Source organism: Paenibacillus sp. FSL R10-2788 (genome assembly GCF_038003885.1).
Classification (GTDB): Bacteria; Bacillota; Bacilli; order Paenibacillales; family Paenibacillaceae; genus Paenibacillus_AQ; species Paenibacillus_AQ odorifer.
Genome location: NZ_JBBOQA010000001.1, coordinates 6,828,722 through 6,848,280, shown reverse-complemented (window position 1 = coordinate 6,848,280; position 19,559 = coordinate 6,828,722). Strand labels below are relative to the sequence as shown.

Genomic DNA, 19,559 nt, shown 5'->3' with positions numbered 1-19,559 from the left:
AACGATTATTTTAGAGGGATTTTGATCTCCAGTTGCTTGTTATAATTTTTAACTACATTGCCTTTGGCATCTAATTTATAAGCCCCGGTGTTGCCTTTTTCAAATACGGCTTGATAAGGTCTGATAACTAGATATTCAGCGGCTGAGCGAGGTGCTTCGAACAATAAATCTTCAGAAACCGTATTTTGAGTTGCTGCAATAGAATCTCTTGCAATAGATTCTAATTTATTGCCCAGATTATCATAAATGTCATATCCTAAAGCCTGGCCTTGGGTGGCAACCCCTTTAACCGCTAAAGCGATACGCACAGAAGTCTCTCCCGCAGCAACACGGGTGGTTTTGATTTCAAATTGGTTGTCATTCTTTATAGCAGGCAGCTGAATATTACGCACTAATCCTGCTTGCTTGAGGGAAAATTTAAGTACATACGGGTTTTCGATTCCGTTAAGCTTCACATAGATACTCAATTCAGAGGAAGCCAGGCTTGCCTTTTGTTGCTCGGTTAGCCATCCGGTCTGCAATACAACAACCGCCTTGTTGGCATCTCCGTCACTGATCCAGCGTGGTGTTTTTAAATCGATGCCTCCTGGTTGAGCGAGCTTGGCGTCTATTCCCACAATAGTACCTTCTGCAAGATAGGGTTCGCCTTTATCATTTAAGGTTACTCCTGCGAGCATTCCTGAAAATAGCGATCCCTCACGGCTCAGGTCGATCTTAATATAATTACCGTCAAACTGTGCACTGCCCTTTAAAGTAAGCTGATCGTGTGAATCGGCCACTTTTGTTGTATTCAGGGAAGCTTCAACAGCGGGTTGGGCACTGGATGCTTGAGTTAAAGCTGGCATTCCCAACGCTCCTAGGCATACAGCAGCACTTAAAATTACAGACATCTTCTTAGTCATTTTTTTCATGATATTATCAAGCTCCTTAATTTTTATTTAACTAGCACGTTTATCTCTAGACCGTCAATATAATGCTTCACTGGGTTTCCAGAACTGTCTGTTTTAAATGCTCCATTCTTACTTTGTGGGTTCTCAAACTCATAAAGATAGCCACGGATTGTGAGCATATTAGGGTGTTTCTCAAATGGCTCAGTAAGCAAATCGACATTAAGTGACCTATTGGAAGTCGAGAGGACTTTCTGCGAAATATCTTTCAGCACCTGTCCTTGTTGATCCTTTACTTCAAAGCCCACTAAACTCAATGCTGTATGATCTTCGTCTGTATCCTGTTCCAGCATGAGCGACAGGCGTGTCGTTAATGGACTATATTCCAGCTTTTTCAGGATCAAACTCCATCCTCCAACTTGTGCGCGTATATCAGGTGTGGAAATTTTATTAATCGTAGCCTTCCGCGCAGGAATTTGGAGAACAAACGGTTCATCAATACCGTTTAAGTCAAGGGTTACGGTCAATACAAATCGATCAGGAAAAGGTTTGTTGGAGATCCCCGAATTCGAGGAATCCACTAGTCTAAAAATAGCTGTGTTGCTTTCAGCACCTTCTATCCAGCTTAGAAACGGCATAGCTTTCCAGAGACCTTCTGAAAATTGCTCCAGGGAAGCCCCGTCGATCAATACTTCTGCAGAGGTTATCGCACCTTCCGCTAGAAAAGGCTTCCCATCCGCTCCAATCGTTACTCCGGCTAGCTTACCTTCCAGTTCTTCTCCCTCACGCTTCACCGAGAATGCCAACCGGCTGCCATCAAATACAGCCTCTTCGGCAGACAAGGTGATCCCTTCATGCGTATCACTGCTGTTTAGACGGGAAGTCAGTCCCAGACGCTGGGCCGCTTGTAATCCTATATCTTCTGCCCGTTCAAAAATACCACCTATCAAGGGAAGCTGCTTGAGCGCATTGGCCAACGTAGGCGGATAGATAGCCGTTAGCATAACACTTAACAATATCGCCGCAGTCACAGCAGCTGTGATTTTTGGATAAATCCGCTTTTTCTTTTCCTTTTCCACAGGATCCTGGACAATGGTGGCCAGCGATGCATAAATCGAATCCTGCCGTGATCGTAGTAAAGGAGGAAGCTCCTGTATATTAGCTTTCCCTAGCTCCCTGATCTGCTTTTCTAAATTGTTATTATTCATTAGCAAGACCCTCCTCCGGCACAGGATGTATCTGTTTGGACAACAATCTCCGTGCGCGATGGAGTCGCGCCCTGACCGCTCCCTCGGAGATGTCGAGCACATCTGCAATCTGCTTAATGGATAAATCGTCATAATAAAAAAGCACGATAGCAAGCCGCAGGGATTCGTCCAACTGATTAATGAAGCTTTGCAGGTCTACGTTGCCTGAATCTTCAAAATGCACATAGGAAACGACCGGTTCCTCGGGAATTTCCGCCACAGCTATAGTTCGTTCTCGCATACGAAGTAACTGATTGCATTCATTAATCAGGATGCGTATAACCCAGGTTTTGAAAAACTTAGGCTGCTTAAGGTTGGCCAACCCTTTATACACCTTCAGTGTTGTTTCCTGAAGAGCATCCGCGCAATCTTCATCTTTTAGCAGAATGGTTTTGGCTAATCTGTACAACTGGGATTCCAGTTGCCTGAAAAGACGGGTAAACGCCTCGTGGTCGCCTTTCTGCGCTTTTTTGATATCCAGTTCGTTTTCCAGCAAATGATTTTTCCTCCTTGAGGGCCCTCTGTATAATTAGATGGAGAAGACATACAAAAAGTTATATTTAGGATAAAATTCATTCTCCTGGACAAATCACTTACCTCGGTAGTGGTATAAAGTCCGTGCAATTCATTGTTTTTGGCAAGGGGAGTTTCAAGTGGATAAACTGAAAAAAATCCAGAATTACCACCTTAACTGAAAAGAAGTAGTGGGGTAATCCTGAATTAAAAAGTGTATACATATACCTTGGTACGCAGTGTGTCCGTGCATGTTATGGTACGGACAGGCTGCATGCCTGGAAGGGCAAAACAAATGCTAATAACCACCGCACCCGGCAGTAGCTCACGCTTGAACTTTTCCGCCAGCGGTTTCATCGCTCCGGGAAATAAGTAACAAAGAACAATATCCGCATGCTCGTAAGAACTGCTATAAATATCCCCACGTACATAACGGAGCCTTCCGTGGAGTAGATTCTGGCCTTTGGCTGCTCGCAGCATACGTGTGCCGAACCTAGTAAGCAACTGGGATGTCCATAAGGGAATACTGGAATTTTCAATGCCTGTCAGCCTTTTGCCTGGACATTGGCGAATAACATCCATACCAAGTGTTCCCCAACCCGATCCCGCCTCCACAATGCTGCTATATCCCGGAATCCGATTCACCTCAACGGCAACAGCCGAGCGTACAGATTTTGACGTAGGCATCGGCGATATCCCGTTCCTCCAGCTCACCAGCACAATCGACACCATGGATAACAAGGCTGCGAAGGCGATGAGCCAAGCGATGGCTTGAATCACAATCAATACGATCATTCCTTCTTCATCTGCTAGAAGTTGGCTTCAAATTCTCTTACTTTCTCCCAGCATTTCGTTTATCAACTTGATATTTATAAAGATCCTGAATTTCCTTGCTTTCAATATCTTGACCTACATAAAAAATCAGAGTGGGATCATTTACTGGATGGGCATAAGAAAGGTAAGTGCGATGTATAAAATCAAAATCCATCTTACCCAGCTGGAAATCGATTTGATATTTATCTTCTAAATAGATTTCAAATTGCTTTTTTAAAGCCAGAGACTTCCACGGAAGTCCAAAGAATAAAAAGTAGACTCCTATAAGAAATATCAAAAAAATTAAGAGGAAAAGCGACTTTTTACTGAGAATGGTATGTTTTATAATTCATAACCCTCCCTAGCGTTTATTCTACATGAACTTTGCTGGACATATCAAAATCAACCTCTTCAAGAAATTCAATAACTTCTCCATTGGGACTGTGAATGATCGCGTTTTTTATTAGAAGAGGCGGTTCGCCCAGAGACAGAGAGTCCGGTGCTATAAAAGCTTTTGCCCCATGTGCCAGGGCTTTTTGATACATCTCCTCTACATTATCTACATAGAAGGCAAGATGTAATAACGCTCCGTGCGCTATATCTTCATCAGACAAGGCTTTTTTTCCTTGAGCGGCGATGACTGCATCATTATCAAAAATCTCAATGCAGGTTCTGCGGTCAGGTGAAATCAGCATGGAGGCTTCTTTGATCTGAAAGGATGGCAGACTCCAATGATGACCTAGCTTAAATCCTAAAACGTCAATATAGAATGAAATAGTTGCTTTATAGTCTTTGGCTTGAATTGCTACATGTGCAAGGCCTTTTACACTCATTTATAATCGCTCCCAACTTTAATATATATTTATTATAGTTGTATTAAAATATGATATATATATATAAGATAAGTGTTTTGTAGTAATATGGTTATTAAATTTAAGGTATTTTAGTGGAATCAGTTTATTTTATAAAATGGGTCTAGGAGGCGCTTGCTATGGAACAACTTATAGATGACATTGATAAAAAGATTATGCAATTACTTCAGTACAATGCCCGAATGTCCATTTCACAAATCAGCAAAGAGGTTTCGATGTCACAACCCTCTGTTAAAGAACGAATGATCAAGCTGGAGGAAAGGAATATCATTTCTGGGTATCATACAGCTTTTAATCTACGAGATCTGGATCGGGGCACAACTACGTTTATTCTATTAAAAACAGAACATTGCCAAGAGATTACGGATTTTTGCAAAAATGCTATGGAAGTTACCGATTTATATCGGATTAGCGGTGAATATAATTATCTCATAAAGGTGCAAACCGCGTCGATTGAGGAGTTAGCTGAATTCCAAGACAACCTTATAAAGTTGGGACCTTCAAAATCTCATATCAGTCTGAAAAATATATTGGAAAACAGGGTGTTGCTCTAAAGCCCATTTTCCAAACACAATATCTAGTAACCGCTTTCATTGCATTGTAGAATGGATGAAAACAACGTTAGCATTGACTCGGATACAAGGGAGCATGGGTATGGAGAGGTTTTTATTTAGTAAAAAGTATATTCCGTTCACCTATAAGATGATGATACCGTACCTCATTCTAGTATTGCTGACAGATGTATTGGTGGGTTATATAGCTTATACGATGCTCGTAGAGTCCAGAACGGAAATGGCGGAAACGAATGTCCGGACAGCTTTGAAGCAGACGAGGAACAATATCGAATATCAGACAGATGAAATCAAACGAATGACTAACTCGCTGTTTCTCAATACGAATTTTCAGAATGCTCTGCAGTTTAGGGGAGATGCATTGGAAAACATGCTCAAAATGAGGGATGACATCGTTCCTTATATGAAAGCCCCTCTGCAATTGTATGGGAACAATCTGAGACTTGTGCTTTATACCGCGAATGAGACGATGCTTGAAATCCCCGGTGATGATATGTCTGTACCTATCGGTAGAAGCGATTATTATATTCTTTCTGATCAGGTTATTGAAAATAAGGAATGGTTCAAGTCGATCGTTGCCAATAACAAAGACAGCTTGTGGCTTCAGGCGGACAGCGACAGTGAACTAAGCAATATTTCGTATTTCCGCAAGCTGGTTTCTTCCAAGGGAGGCCCGTCGATTATTGGTTATATTCGCGTCACGGCGAGAATTGACGAGCTTTTTGGCAATTTCGATACTTTTCCAATTGAACAGGGCATAGACCTTCGCCTAGTGGATAGGGTTAGTGGATTAACGCTTTATGAACAAGGTATTGTCGATGAACATGCGAAGCAAGATGCTTATCTGATCATTAGTGAAGATATTCCGTTGTCTGACTATGCTATCGAGGTACGGGTGCCGCGTGCATACTTAAATAAAGATGCTAGCCGAATGCAGAAGGTGATCACCACTGTTTGTTTAATCAGCTTTTTAGTCATGGCGGTGATCGGCCTCCTCGTTGCCCGCATATCAGGCAAAAAAATTAAGCGAATCGTATATTTGGTCCGGTCGTTTCAGGAAGGGAATTTTTATAAAAGAATTGGGTTTGCCGGGAACGATGAATTTGTCTACATTGCTAATAGTTTTAATCAGATGGCGACTAGCATCCAGGACTTAATCCAGAACGTCTATGAGCAAGGTATTCAGAAAAAGCAAGCAGAACTGGATGTGCTTCAAGCTCAGATCAGTCCGCACTTTTTGTACAATACATTGTCGACCATTGGCAGCTTGGCCAATTTGGGCGAAGTTGAGAAGGTTACACAGATGGTACAAGGTCTTTCTAAATTCTATCGCCTCACCTTGAATGAAGGACATGTCTATATCTCTCTTGAAAAAGAGCTGGAGCAGGTAAGGATGTACCTTGAAATTCAGAGGGTAAAGTATGCCGATGCTTTTGAGGTTTATTATGATATTGATCCTGATATTTTACAGGTTCCCATCATCAAGCTGATTTTGCAGCCATTTGTAGAAAATATATTCAAGCATGCTTGGTTTGGGGAGACGATTGCGATCCGGATTACCGGAAAACGGCTGGGTGAACGCATCGAGCTTAAGGTCATCGATAACGGAATTGGTATGCGGGCGGACACACTGCGAAATATGCGTTCGAGCTCATTCCATTCGAGCAGCTATGGACTGAGAAACGTGGAGGAACGAATCAAGCTGAGATACGGCAATGATTTCGGCATTCATATCGGCAGTTACTTTGGGGCAGGAACGACCGTTCAAATTATCTTACCGGTGGATAATGCGGAAATCCGGGAAGTTATGGGGGAGTAAATAGTATGGCGATGGAGATCAACGTTCTGCTGGTGGATGATGAAGTGATCGATTTGGAATGGCTGAGACGGCGGGTGGCGGGCAGTGATCATTTGCCTTTGCATAGCGTGAGAACGGCAACGAGCGGTTTTTCCGCTTTAAAAATGATGGAGCAGCACCGCGTTGATATCATTCTCTCCGATATCCGCATGCCGATTATGTCAGGTGTGGAATTTGCCCGGAAAGCGAAGGAGATTAACCCTGAGGTCCATCTGCTTTTTATTAGCGGACATCAGGATTTCAACTATGCCAAAGAGGCGATTCAATTAAATGCCTCCGGTTATTTGCTTAAACCCGTCGATGATGACGAGTTGAATAAGACGCTGACTGAACTCTGCGCCAAGATTGAGAAGGAGAGGAAGCAGCATATTTCCTTGTCGGAAACACTGACGCTTGTGAATCAGGAGCTGCTGCTGCGCTGGTTTAACGAGACTGCCCCGGGGCAGGTCGAGACGCACATTCACAACGTTCTCACGTTATACTTACAAGGCGCGTCGGCGGTCGCCATCGTCGAGATCGACGATATGGCACGGAAAATCCAAACTTGGACGGAAGAAGAGCGGAGTTTATGGAGCAGCACCGCCAATCAGTTTATCCGGAAGTTCGCGCAAGATCAAAATTTAGGCATGGTCATCACAACCTATGACTATCATTTTGTGATCCTAGCTGCGGTTCAGGAACAATATTTTACCGCTTTGATGGAAGAGCTCATTCGGTCATTCTATCAGGAGTTCTCCTGTTCAATTACGATTGGAAGAGGGATGTACACAACAGAACTGGGTAAGCTGCATGATTCCTATCGGCAAGCTCAGGCTGCTTTAAGTATTAAATGGATTGTTGGGAAAAACAGAATCATCCAAGATGCTTCGGAATGGAGCCCGAAGGAAAAAATCGCCTCAGATTTAGAGGTTATTGTGGACCGGATGCTTAAAGCGATGCTCGACTACGACCTTACCACCATTGATGATTGTTTGCTGAAGCTGTTTGCCGGGGACAGTCCGCTCTCCCAGAAAAACGACATCTACGATATCATTATTCGAATTACCTCCAAGCTTCATGCCGATCTGCAGCAAATGAACGAGCATCTATACGAGATTTTAAATTGGGATTCGCATCATCCCTTTGTGCTGTTTCAGTTCGAAACGGTGCATGATATTCTCTCGTGGCTGAGAAGAAGGTTCTTTGAGTTGTCGGAGCTGCTTTATTTGAAACGGCAAAGACAAAAGCGGAAGTTAATTGATGAAATCACGGAATATGTGAAAGAAAGATTAGATCAAAAAATAACGCTGAACGAAGTGGCCGCCCACTTCGATTTTACGCCTAACTATCTGGGTCATTTGTTCAAGCTTGAAACCAACAGTTTATTCAGCGATTTTTTAAGTGAATTACGGATGAAACGGGTATGCGAGCTGCTCGAAGATCCGACTAAGAAAGTGTATGAGATTGCGGAACAAGCCGGATATAAAAATATTATTTATTTTAACAGACAGTTCAAGCACTACATGGGCATGTCGCCCGGCGAGTACCGGAAGAAAAATAAAATCTAACAAAACAGCGGTGAAATGAAAACCCGGCGATGATTTTTCTGTTATTGGAGAATCGCTGCCGGGTGTTTTTGGTTTATCCGCTAACCTTTTTTTGTCGAATCGTTGAATTAGTATTATGTTTAGTTGTTTCGCTGAATTATCTAAGCGTCTTCGCCCTTTTATAATGAGAGATATAGAGAAGAGAGGGGTGCAAAGATGAAAGGGCATACATTTTGGAGCGATTTGAAAAATTACAGGGTTCTCTTGCTGATGCTGGCTCCGGCGGTTGCTTTTTTCCTTCTGTTTGCCTACGTCCCGATGGCGGGTATTATTATTGCCTTCAAGCATTACGATTACGCGGGCGGTATTTTTGGAAGTGCCTGGAACGGACTCGACAACTTCCGCTTTTTCTTTGAATCAGGCGATGCTTGGCGGGTAACACGAAATACAGCACTATATAACATTGCGTTTATCGTCGTCAATAACAGTTTGCAAATTTTTGCAGCGATTATGTTGTTTGAGGTCGGTGGTAAATGGTTCCGCAAAATCACACAATCGGCGTTGTTCCTGCCTTACTTTATCTCATGGGTCGTTGTCGGAGCGATTGCTTATAACCTGCTCAATTATGATATTGGCACCGTGAATGCTTTGCTCAGAGGTATCGGACTCCAGCCTGTCGATATTTATAATACGCCTTCCTATTGGCCGTATATCCTGGTTATAGTTTCTGCATGGAAAAGTCTCGGATACGGAACGGTAATGTACTTGGCTGCGATTACGGGGATAGATACAGAAATGTATGAAGCGGCCGAAATTGATGGGGCTAATATTTTTCAGCGAATTATGAAAGTAACCATTCCAAATTTGTATCCGACGATTATTATTCTGGTGCTGCTGGCGGTCGGAAATATTTTCCGTGGTGATTTCGGGATGTTCTATAATATGATCGGCAACAACGGCTTGCTGTTCTCCTCGACAGACGTTATCGACACTTTCGTATTTAGGTCACTGATTACTTCGAATGATATCGGCATGTCAGCTGCAGCTGGTGTTTTCCAGTCCGTTCTTGGCTTTGCGACGATCATGTCAGTGAACTATGCTGTCCGTAAATACGACAAAGACCGCGCTCTGTTCTAATCGTATCAGGAGTTAAGTCTTTCATAATGGAGGTAACGATATGAAGCAGCTCGATCGTAAAATATTTTCAGGTATTGGTTATGTGTCCCTGATTTTTCTCTCAGTTTTATGTATTTTCCCTTTTATACTTGTCGTATCTTCATCCTTTACGGAAGAAACCAAAATCCTAACGGATGGTTATCAATTTATACCGACGGCCTTCTCAACCGAGGCCTACAGCATTTTGTTTAAGTATCCCGAACAGATGATTCAAGCCTATATAGTGACAATAGGGGTTACTATACTCGGCACGGTGCTTGGCTTGTTTCTGACTTCGATGACTGCTTATGCGCTATCCCGAAAAGATTTTAAGTGGCGCAATAAATTTTCATTCTTCTTTTTCTTTACGACTTTGTTCAGCGGCGGTTTAGTTCCGTGGTATCTGCTTATGGTCAACTACCTGCATATGAAGGATACGCTGATGGCCTTAGTGGTTCCGATGATGCTCAATGTCTTTTATATCATTGTTATGAAGTCTTTTATGGGCAGCATTCCGGAAGCGATTGTAGAATCAGCAAAAATTGACGGCGCAGGCGACTTTAAGATCTATGCTCGTCTAATCCTGCCGCTGTCCAAGCCGGCGTTAGCTACCATTGGATTGTTTCTAGCGCTAGCCTACTGGAATGACTGGTACAATGCATTGCTGTTTGTATCGAATGAAAACTTGATGCCGCTTCAATATTATTTGTATAAAATGCTAGGCAATATGGATGGCATGCGCAAAGCGATGATGGGTGCAGGGGCAGTCGTAACGACATCGATCCCAACCGAGAGTTTGAAAATGGCGATGACAGTTGTGGCCACTGGCCCGATTTTGCTGGCTTATCCATTCGTGCAGAGGTATTTTGTCCAAGGTTTGACGATTGGTGCTGTGAAAGGATGAACCCGGGGACACTCGGTTTATCAATATAATTAAACACAAGGGGGAAGGCTTGAGATGCTGAAGAGAAATAGATTGATAATGCTAGCGCTCGTTTTAACCTTCGTAATGATTCTAAGTGCATGTGGTGGTGGAAACAACAATGCTAATACTTCTGCACAGGCTACAAATAATGCGTCAGAGGGGGGAAGCGACACTACGAACACCTCAGAACCTGCAACTACCTCAGACACCCTTGATACCTCAAAAGAAGTGAAGCTGAAAATGATTTTTGTTGGCCCTAAACCGATAGACTATGATAGCGTTTTTGCTGAGATTAATAAAAAGCTGAAAGAAAAAATTAATGCTACTGTAGAGGGCGAGTTCCTGGATTGGTCGGACTGGGCGCAAAAATATCCGTTGAAGCTGGCAGCAAATGAAGATTTTGACCTCATCTATTCGGCAAACTGGGCTGGCTACAATGACCAGGCGTTGAAAGGCGGATTCCTGGAATTGACTGATGAGCTGCTTACCAAATATATGCCGCAGACTTTAGCAGCCATGTCTGATGTGAGCTGGGATCAGGCTAAAGTAAACGGCAAACTGTACATGGTTCCACAAAACAGAGGGGAATCCGTTGAAAAACTGATTTTGTACCGTGAGGATTTGCGTAAGAAATACAATCTTCCTGAGATCAACAGCCCAGAAGCGTATGCCACTTACTTGAAAACCATAGCGCAAAACGAAAAAGGAATTACACCGTTCACTCCGGAAACAGGAGACTGGAAATTTCATAATTTGGACCGTGTATTGCTGAAGCAGCAAAACGAATGGAATATGTTTGATCTCGACCTTCCGTTTGCTTTCAAATTGACGGATGAAAAAGGGCAAGTATTTAACGTATATGAAACCCAAGAGTTTAAAGATCTACTCGTATATTACAAAGATCTTGCTGATAACAATGCATGGTCGAAAAACGTCCTTAACAGTAAAAATGATCATCAGGCCGATTTTAAAGCAGGCAAAACAGCATCGATTACACACAACAACGGAACACTTGGAGCACTTATGGCTTTGATGCGCCAAGAGAATTCCCCTTATGAAGTAGCTTTGGCTGACATCAACCAAGGCAAGAAGAAATCAGTGGCAATTTCAACACAAAACGGTACTTCGATCCACGCTACTTCCAGAAATGTGGAACGCTCCTTGATGTTCCTCGATCTGATGCAAAATGATAAAGAACTGCACGACCTGATGATGTACGGCCTTAGCGGTGTACATTACGAAGCGGTTGGCGATGACAAATATAAAGCACTTGAAAAGAATCCGAACTTTATGGGCTTCTCTAACTGGAACTTCAACTCGCCACTTAACCGTGACAATGAAGCATTCCCGCAAGAAGCAAACGATCTGGCTAAAGGCTGGGAAGCAAATGTCTATCACTACGCGCTTGAAACCTTTGTATTCGATAACAGCAAAGTGAAAACGGAAATTGCCAACATTGGTAACGTAATGCTCCGTTATGCGATTCCGCTCGAATACGGCGTAATTAAAGATATCGATAAAGGTCTTGAAGATCTGAACAAGCAACTGAAGTCCGCTGGCATTGATAAAATCCAAACCGAACTGCAAACTCAAATTGATGCTTTTTTGGCAAACAAATAAGATAAGGAATAAGGGAGACCTAACAGTCATCAAATGGCTGTTAGGTCTCCCTGTTTAATTGAACTCATCCGCGGGTGAAGTCGCTATCGGACACAGCGGACCCCACAGTCGCTATCAGCCTAAAACATGCCTAGAATGAAGCTCAGGATAAAGAATAGCTGCACTGGAGTCCGAAAGTCTGCTTTAAAGGCTGAAAATCAGTAAACTCAGGAGAACGGATACTCTTTGTGAAAAGGAATAAAAAAGAAGAACCAGCATGAGCTGCCGGTTCTTCTTAATATATAATTTGCGCACAACGAAATAACGTGATAATATGAGAAGATCACTGTTAATACGTGTATTTTAGACAGATTTACTACATCTTATTTATACATTAATAATACCATGCGGATTAGCAGTTTGTCAAATTTGTATTTTTGCTTCTTGATAACAACCTTGAAAAGGAGCGTGTTAGTAAAAATGTTAAACGAAAAAGATTGGCAGGGAGAACAGAAACGGCTAGATTTGGTCACGGAAGAATTGCAATCAAAGATTGGCGAGCTGGAACCGGAAGTGACAGGATTACGTGAACAGGTGACGGACATCCGCAAGCAGTTTTGGGAGGAAGTTACGGTCAATACGAGCACACATGAGGATTTCGAGGAGACCTTTTACAGTATAAAACAGCAGGAAGCATTGTTGTCTGAGCGGGAGCGTAGCCACCGCCAACGGATGCAGCGTTATAAGAACATGAAACGGCTGCTGCCGTCACCCTATTTTGGACGAATGGACTTTCAAGAAGATGGATTGAACTCTAATGAGCAAATCTATATCGGGGTGGCGTCTTTCATCGATGCAGAAGGTGTCAACTTTCTGGTATATGACTGGCGGACACCTATTGCAAGTATGTATTATGACCATTCGCCAGGCGCCGCCTCTTACGATACACCCGGAGGACAAATTTCGGGGACAATGATGCTGAAGCGGCAATACCAGATCCGTCAGGGTCAGCTTCAGAACGTGTTCGATACGAGCTTAACGATCGGTGATGAATTACTTCAGCAGGTGCTTGGTAAGGGTGCGGATTCACAAATGAAGAGCATCGTGGCGACTATTCAGAAGGAACAGAACGCTATTATCCGCAACGACAGTAGCCATATGCTAATTGTGCAGGGGGCGGCGGGCAGCGGAAAAACATCCGCAGCGCTGCAACGGGTAGCCTATTTACTATATAAACACCGTGATAGGCTCAAGGCAGATCAGATTGTTCTTTTTTCGCCTAATCCGATGTTTAACAGTTATGTATCTACGGTGCTTCCCGAGCTTGGCGAGGAGAATATGCAGCAAACAACCTTTCAGGAGTATGTTGATTATTGGCTCGGATCTACGGTTCGTTTAGAGGACCCGTTCGAGCAGATTGAATTTGTACTGACGTCCAAAGCTTCTCCAGAGTATGAAGCGCGCCTAACTGGAATGCAGTATAAAGCTTCAGAAGCTTTTCTGCATGCTCTGCAAAACTATGCGTTGTGGTTAGGGAAGGAAGGGATGTTGTTTCATAGTATCCGTTTTCGGGATCGCGAGTTGATTACTGCGGAGCAGATGAAATCACAATTTTACAGCTATGATAGCTCCATTCGTTTGGCTAATCGCATCGTTTTATTGCGTGAATGGCTACTGCGTCAGTTGGCTTCGCTGGAGCGTCAGGAACAGGAGGCATTCTGGGTTCAAGATGAGCTTGATTACCTCGATACCGATCAGTATGCCGAAGCTTACAGTGAGATACTTAAGAAATATCGGCGGGAAGAAGCCGTCTTTGATTTTACGACTCAGTATCTTGAGAACTATGGGGATTTTCCTAATCAGGATCAAGGGGAAGAGAATGTTTTTGACTTTGGTCTGCAGGAAGAAGAACTGCTGCGCCGCATGATTGTGAAGGAGCACTTTAAACCGCTGAGACGGGATACCAAACGGCTTAAGTTCATAGATACGATTGGGTTATACAATCAGTTATATAGCGACGATGTCATTTATCGAAGAATGACGAACGAGACTGAGGTACCTGCTCAGTGGCTGGAAATTTGTAAGCAAACGAAGGAAAAGCTGAGCCGCGATGAACTCTTTTGCGAGGATGCGACTCCATTCCTGTATTTAAAAGAACTTGTCGAGGGGACTCGTATGAACACAGAGGTGCGGCATCTGTTTATCGATGAAGGCCAGGATTATTCGCCGTTCCAATACGCGTTTCTCAAACAGCTGTTTCCCCGCGCGCGCATGACTGTGCTCGGCGATTTCGGCCAAGCGATTTTCCCGCAAGCAACGAATTTGCACGAGGTGGATTCGCCTTTGATCCGGCTTTATGGGGAAGATGAAACGAGCCTGATCCGTCTAATTCGAAGTTATCGATCAACTCGTCAGATTGTGGAGTTTACGAAGGCGTTGCTGCCTAAGGAGGAGATCGTACCTTTTGAAAGAGAGGGTGAGAAGCCGTTCCTAGTGAAGGCGAGTAGCGACGTAGAGCGGGCGATAAGAATTAAAGAGGATCTCGCGGCGCTGATGGCTGAAGGGCTCGACTCTATTGCCGTTATTACCAAGACTGCAGCTGAAAGCCGTGCGGCCTATGAAGAATTAAAGAAACAAGGATGCGAAGCTCTGCGGCTTATTACGAAGGAGACGCTCACTTTTGAGAAGGGCATTTTAGTAATTCCCGCTTATCTCGCAAAAGGGGTTGAATTCGACGCCGTACTGATTTATGATGCTTCCACACAGACGTATGATCGGGAAAGCGAACGCAAGCTTTTTTATACAGCCTGTACGCGTGCGATGCATCGGCTTCTGCTGTACACAACGGGTGATTGGTCACACTTTATTCAGCGGTTAGAGGTATCTTTATATGAGGTCGTGCAATGAGATTGGAGAGATAAATGAAAAGCATATTGTATAAGTATATGAGTAAATTTACATCTCTTAACGAAATGGAACAGCAGGATATTGTTGAAGGTATTCCTATTGAGGAATACAAGAAGGGAACGGTACTCCTTAGACAAGGAGACGTTCCCTCAAAATGTTTTTTTGTGTTAAAGGGATGTGTGAGGCAGTCCTCGGTAGATGAATCGGGCAAAGAAGTCACATCTAATTTTTATACGGAAGAGCAAGCGGTTTCGATTTTTAATCGGCATCAAGAGAGTAGACCCTCAGCGTACACCTTAACCTGCCTAGAAGACAGCATATTGGTGGTTGGTGATCTTAATGCGGAACAGGATATGCTCCATAAACACGCTCAGCTGGAAACCATGATACGCAAAATGGTAGAGGAAAACCTGGGTGAGGTTCAGGATGAGTTGACTTCCTTTATTGCTTCCAATCCTGAAGAACGTTACAAAGCCTTGTTACAAAAAAGACCTCATTTACTTACCCGTGTCCCCCAACATCAACTAGCCAGTTATTTGGGGATTACGCCAGAGTCATTAAGTAGAATTAAGAAGCGGGTTCATTCCGGTGATGAATAGCAAAATCGTTATACACTTTTGGGGATTTTTCCACCTCTAAGCAGTAGCCATATCCCAAAGCCTAGTTCTCCTACAATCATAGGAATAGTAAAAATAAAATTAAGTGTTGTAATGACTGCCTCATATTGTGGGAGAAACATTTTGCTTAGATGAATGATAATATAGCCTATTGAAGCAAGCAGCAGCAGGATGCTGATTACTTTAGGAATGACATCGGATTTTAAAGCCACATAGCCCACTATTAACAAATGCCCGCCAAAAACGATTAACCCCATAGACCAAATGAATTGAAATGCATCCAGAAATAACATCATAAATGCTTGAGTTTGTTCGATTGTTAATGTGGAAAAGCCATTTGTGTTTCCCGTGAGCAGCAGCACAAATATCAAGGTTAAGATAGAGATTGCCAATATAGCGGAATAGGTTAAACGGAGCCATGCGCCGAGTAATGAAAGATTTTGGTTGACGGGTTCTAGAAACATATAAAACGCCCAGGCGACCAGAATGTCAGCAATCATAATGATGATCCAGCCCAAGATTTCCCCTTTGAAAAGGTTGTTGGAAGATACGATGTTAATAAATGTGGCACTGGCATCGCCTTGCACAACAAGAGTCCCATGGACAAAGCCATATGAAAAAAATGAAGCAATGGTCATGATGATCAGTGATATTCCAGCTGTTAAAGCGGACTTGCGCTGATTCGACAGGTCTTTTTCTGAGATAGCCATAAGATAGCCTCCTAAAGGACTTTTATTTCATTGTAATTAGGAGTACTATGTCGGGCATTGACTTAAATCAAGACTCTGAATCAATCAAGCGAAGTAAGTATCATTGTTATCGCGTTATCAACAAAGGATCGCTCCGGGCGGGATTTCAAGAGTACAGTAAGCCCTATTAGCGATACGATTAGTGCTTGTGCCAAGGCCTTCGCATTTACACCACCCTTAAGCTCACCTGATTGTATACCGCGTTCAATAGTTTCTTGAAATATGACCGATAGATACATTTGATGTTCTCTTGTAAGGATCTCGAATTTCTCATCATGAGGTGCCAGTTCGACCATTGTATTGATGCAAAAACATCCTCGGTTCACACTGCCTGAATACTCCTCCGCCACCACATCTTCAAAAAAACTACGAAAGGCTTTTTTCACGGATGGATTGCTTTGAAGTTGGGCTCGGACACGAGAAGCATGGGACATCGTATATTTACGTAGCGCAGCTTCGAACAATTCTTTTTTGTCTCCAAAAGCTGAGTATATACTGGGGCGTTGGATGCCCATTCTGGAAGTTAAATCACTTAATGAGGTAGCCTCATATCCCTTCTCCCAAAATAGCTCCATAGCTGATTCTAATACTTTTTCCTCGTCAAATTCACGGGTTCGAGCCATTATAACACCCCTCTTTATATTTGATTTCAATAATTGATTACCGAACAGTATTTTATAATACTAGAACTAGTCGTATAAATTGTCAAATGAAAGTCGGTGGCATCAAATATTTATGTTGACATCATTTGTTTTGTGAGATAAATTTACTGAGCACAATAACATACTGATCGGTATGTAATGTGTTTGCGATTTAAATTTAACAGAGAAAGGGTGTGTCCAAAATGCAAGGGACTAAAGAGAAGCTTTCGTCACAAGAGACGCATACGCCATCTGATTCTATTCATGCTTCCTCGATGCCTCGTTATATGACACTTTTGTTTGCCGTTGTCTGCGGGATGTCGGTTGCAAACATCTACTTTGCACAACCGTTGCTTGATCATTTGTCGAGAGAATTTGGTATTGATTATTCAACCATTGGTATTCTTATTACTATCACGCAGATTTTTTATGCAGTGGGGCTGTTACTGCTCGTGCCACTAGGAGATTTACTGAATCAGCGCCGCCTGATTATCGGCCAGATGTTATTATCTGTGGTGGCTTTGATTATCGTGGGTACTGCCTCTTCCAGCACGGTACTATTCGTAGGTATGGCCTCAGTGGGACTACTCGCTGTTGTAACACAGACGCTTGTTGCGTTCGCGGCGACAATGGCTGCCCCTGCCGAACGCGGGCGAGTCGTAGGCATGGTCACAAGTGGAATTGTGATTGGAATACTTCTTGCGCGATCCAGTTCAGGAATACTTACAGATCTTGCAGGTTGGCGTTCCGTATACCTTGTTTCTGCTGCTTTAATGCTTTGTATGGTGTGTACATTATTTAGGGTGTTGCCAAATGTGGAACGTGAGGTAAAAACACTGTCATACGCTCAGCTGCTTAGTTCAGTGTTTATGTTGTTTGTGCAAGAGAGAGTATTGCGTATCCGCGCTATTCTGGCTTTGCTGATTTTTACTGCTTTCAGTATTCTGTGGACTTCTGTGGTCTTGCCTCTTAGTGCTCCGCCGTTATCACTTTCACATACTGCAATTGGGGCATTTGGTCTGGCGGGAATTGTGGGAGCATTAGCTGCTGCGCGGGCGGGAAAGCTAGCTGATCAGGGTCATGGACAGAGAACGACAGGCATAGCATTACTTCTATTGTTGATATCATGGTGGTTTATCAGTTTTACGGAGCAGTCGCTGTTGGCATTGGTCGTTGGTATTGTTCTGCTTGATTTGGCTGTGCAGGCGGTGCATGTCACCAATCAAAGTATCATACTTACCTTGCGCATGGAGGCACGTAGTCGGCTCACCGCAGGGTATATGGTTTTTTACTCCATTGGAAGTGCTACCGGATCGATTGCCTCCACTCAAATATATTCTCACTATGGCTGGAACGGGGTATGTTGGCTTGGAGCTTCTGTTAGTGCTGTGGCTTTTTTATTTTGGGCTGTAACCTTGCGTGCTACGAATGCCGCGTTGCAACGGCGCCCTGCTTGGAAATAATCGGGGCAAGTCAATAAGGGTGGAGGTTCCGTTTTCCGGGCATGTTATTTAAAACAGGTTTGGGAGGGGATAAGGATGTCTAGAAGAAACAGGAAATATGCAGTGCCGGGAGCCAGCCGCGGAATGCAAATTTTTAAAGCGGAAGTGATGCGGCGCGAGGGGTATGATGTAGATCCGGAGCGGCCTGATGATGTGAAATACGAAGTCGCAAAAGAACTGGGTGTCCCTTTGGAGCACGGTCAAAATGGTCATTTGAGCACAGAATCGGTGGGCCAGATCGGCGGTAAAATTGGTGGATCGATGGTCCGCGAAATGATTCGTCTCGCACAGCAGCAATTGGTGGATCAGGAAAGGCAGTAGCATTTTTCTAATATATGTTGCAGAGATCGCGGGAGGCGGTTTTCGTCCTATATTGTACGGGACTGAGGCCGTCCTTTCGGTGTTTGCGTTATTTTATAATTGTATAGTAAAAAAATTCCTGAAATTCCCTAAAACAACCTGATTCATGGTAGAATTTTACCGATGTTCCACGGTATAGTGGAGAAGGATATATCATCATTCAAGTCTGTAGTGGGAGAGGAATTATCAGATGAATCAGAGATATCGCAAACGCAACACGGCTGCTTTTACGGGGGCATCGTATTTTGCATTGGGGGCAGGACTTTTTCTATTCTGTTTGGGAGTGTACAACGACACTTGGGAGCTAAACGTAAAAGGGTATTATTTGCTTTGTATGGTGTTAATTACGATTTCCTGTATCGTTGTGCAAAAGGTGGTCAGGGACAATACAGAGGATAAAGAATTTCGTTTGGATAACCCTAAACACAGGATGAGAAACACAGGGGCCTTCACAATTATGGCTTTTGTGGGTTTGATTATCGGGTATGCGATGTTTTTTATTGGTCTTTACAATGCTCCATTTGAATTAAATGTAAAGGGGTATTACATAGCTGTTATTCTCTTGATTTCTTATAGCGCTATTGGCGTTCAGAAAGTGACGCGGGATAACGCGGAAGATAACGAGATTCTTGCCGAGCAAGAGGCGAGACGGGACATCCAAGGATAAAGAGGGATATAGCCAGCTTTCTCGCTGCCAACAGCAAGCTGCTTCAACTTTACTTACCATCATAAATTGTAAACAGGAGCTTCGTGTATTAACGGAGCTTCTTTTTATTTTTTTGAATAGCAGCAAGAATCTTGCCGATCTAAATATTA

19 protein-coding genes and 1 pseudogene are annotated in these 19,559 nt (G+C 43.3%); 12 read left to right on the top strand and 8 right to left on the bottom strand.

Annotated features, from left to right (window positions below):
* Positions 1–5 precede the first annotated feature (5 nt).
* The 6 genes from NSQ50_RS30425 to NSQ50_RS30400 form a co-directional block, all read right to left on the bottom strand.
* On the bottom strand, positions 6–911 hold the full coding sequence (locus NSQ50_RS30425) for a DUF5643 domain-containing protein (protein ID WP_076222402.1): 906 nt from the start codon (positions 909–911) through the stop codon (positions 6–8).
* 23 nt (positions 912–934) lie between these two features.
* Positions 935–2,095: a DUF4179 domain-containing protein gene (locus NSQ50_RS30420; protein ID WP_076222401.1), complete on the bottom strand. Its 1,161-nt coding sequence runs from the start codon at positions 2,093–2,095 to the stop codon at positions 935–937.
* Positions 2,088–2,630 (bottom strand): sigma-70 family RNA polymerase sigma factor, encoded by a 543-nt coding sequence (locus NSQ50_RS30415; protein ID WP_235219471.1) that lies wholly within the window; start codon positions 2,628–2,630, stop codon positions 2,088–2,090. The genes NSQ50_RS30420 and NSQ50_RS30415 overlap by 8 nt, the downstream gene beginning before the upstream one ends.
* Positions 2,631–2,854: 224 nt before the next feature.
* A complete protein-coding gene (locus NSQ50_RS30410) occupies positions 2,855–3,442 on the bottom strand; it encodes a class I SAM-dependent methyltransferase (protein ID WP_076222400.1) in 588 nt (195 codons plus the stop codon).
* A gap of 37 nt (positions 3,443–3,479) precedes the next feature.
* Positions 3,480–3,758, bottom strand: a complete 279-nt coding sequence (locus NSQ50_RS30405; RefSeq protein ID WP_036682344.1) for a hypothetical protein — start codon at positions 3,756–3,758, stop codon at positions 3,480–3,482.
* A 70-nt stretch (positions 3,759–3,828) separates the two neighbouring features.
* A complete protein-coding gene (locus NSQ50_RS30400; RefSeq protein ID WP_036682343.1) occupies positions 3,829–4,293 on the bottom strand; it encodes a VOC family protein in 465 nt (154 codons plus the stop codon).
* 158 nt (positions 4,294–4,451) lie between these two features.
* Here NSQ50_RS30400 and NSQ50_RS30395 point away from each other — a divergent pair, with 158 nt between their 5' ends.
* The 8 genes from NSQ50_RS30395 to NSQ50_RS30360 all read left to right on the top strand — a co-directional run bounded on the left by NSQ50_RS30395 (position 4,452) and on the right by NSQ50_RS30360 (position 15,473).
* Complete coding sequence (locus tag NSQ50_RS30395; RefSeq protein ID WP_076222399.1) at positions 4,452–4,886, top strand: Lrp/AsnC family transcriptional regulator; 435 nt, start codon at positions 4,452–4,454, stop codon at positions 4,884–4,886.
* Between the two features lie 100 nt (positions 4,887–4,986).
* On the top strand, positions 4,987–6,723 hold the full coding sequence (locus NSQ50_RS30390; RefSeq protein WP_076222398.1) for a sensor histidine kinase: 1,737 nt from the start codon (positions 4,987–4,989) through the stop codon (positions 6,721–6,723).
* 5 nt (positions 6,724–6,728) lie between these two features.
* Positions 6,729–8,309, top strand: a complete 1,581-nt coding sequence (locus NSQ50_RS30385; RefSeq protein WP_306018805.1) for a response regulator — start codon at positions 6,729–6,731, stop codon at positions 8,307–8,309.
* Between the two features lie 195 nt (positions 8,310–8,504).
* Positions 8,505–9,425: an ABC transporter permease gene (locus tag NSQ50_RS30380; RefSeq protein ID WP_036682339.1), complete on the top strand. Its 921-nt coding sequence runs from the start codon at positions 8,505–8,507 to the stop codon at positions 9,423–9,425.
* A gap of 40 nt (positions 9,426–9,465) precedes the next feature.
* Entirely contained in the window at positions 9,466–10,347 is an 882-nt protein-coding gene (locus tag NSQ50_RS30375) for a carbohydrate ABC transporter permease (RefSeq protein WP_036682338.1), read from the top strand.
* A 54-nt stretch (positions 10,348–10,401) separates the two neighbouring features.
* Entirely contained in the window at positions 10,402–11,988 is a 1,587-nt protein-coding gene (locus NSQ50_RS30370) for an ABC transporter substrate-binding protein (protein WP_036682336.1), read from the top strand.
* A 459-nt stretch (positions 11,989–12,447) separates the two neighbouring features.
* Positions 12,448–14,874: an RNA polymerase recycling motor HelD gene (helD, locus tag NSQ50_RS30365; protein WP_076140596.1), complete on the top strand. Its 2,427-nt coding sequence runs from the start codon at positions 12,448–12,450 to the stop codon at positions 14,872–14,874.
* Between the two features lie 14 nt (positions 14,875–14,888).
* Complete coding sequence (locus NSQ50_RS30360; protein ID WP_036682333.1) at positions 14,889–15,473, top strand: Crp/Fnr family transcriptional regulator; 585 nt, start codon at positions 14,889–14,891, stop codon at positions 15,471–15,473.
* A gap of 8 nt (positions 15,474–15,481) precedes the next feature.
* On the opposite strand, the gene NSQ50_RS30355 is transcribed toward NSQ50_RS30360, so the two are convergent.
* Positions 15,482–16,201, bottom strand: a complete 720-nt coding sequence (locus tag NSQ50_RS30355; RefSeq protein WP_076222397.1) for a DUF4386 domain-containing protein — start codon at positions 16,199–16,201, stop codon at positions 15,482–15,484.
* Between the two features lie 80 nt (positions 16,202–16,281).
* A complete protein-coding gene (locus tag NSQ50_RS30350; protein WP_036682330.1) occupies positions 16,282–16,863 on the bottom strand; it encodes a TetR/AcrR family transcriptional regulator in 582 nt (193 codons plus the stop codon).
* Between the two features lie 293 nt (positions 16,864–17,156).
* On the opposite strand from NSQ50_RS30350, the gene NSQ50_RS30345 reads away from it, so the two are divergent.
* The 4 genes and pseudogenes from NSQ50_RS30345 to NSQ50_RS30330 all read left to right on the top strand — a co-directional run bounded on the left by NSQ50_RS30345 (position 17,157) and on the right by NSQ50_RS30330 (position 19,410).
* The gene (locus NSQ50_RS30345) at positions 17,157–18,344 is read left to right on the top strand and encodes an MFS transporter (RefSeq protein WP_076222437.1); all 1,188 of its coding nucleotides are present in this window, start codon (positions 17,157–17,159) and stop codon (positions 18,342–18,344) included.
* Between the two features lie 75 nt (positions 18,345–18,419).
* Positions 18,420–18,704, top strand: coding sequence for an alpha/beta-type small acid-soluble spore protein (locus NSQ50_RS30340; protein ID WP_036682328.1), 285 nt, complete (start codon positions 18,420–18,422; stop codon positions 18,702–18,704).
* A 229-nt stretch (positions 18,705–18,933) separates the two neighbouring features.
* Positions 18,934–19,116: pseudogene (locus NSQ50_RS30335) on the top strand (YiaA/YiaB family inner membrane protein); the annotation flags it as partial.
* Between the two features lie 57 nt (positions 19,117–19,173).
* Positions 19,174–19,410, top strand: a complete 237-nt coding sequence (locus NSQ50_RS30330) for a YiaA/YiaB family inner membrane protein (protein ID WP_305953524.1) — start codon at positions 19,174–19,176, stop codon at positions 19,408–19,410.
* Positions 19,411–19,559: the final 149 nt, after the last annotated feature.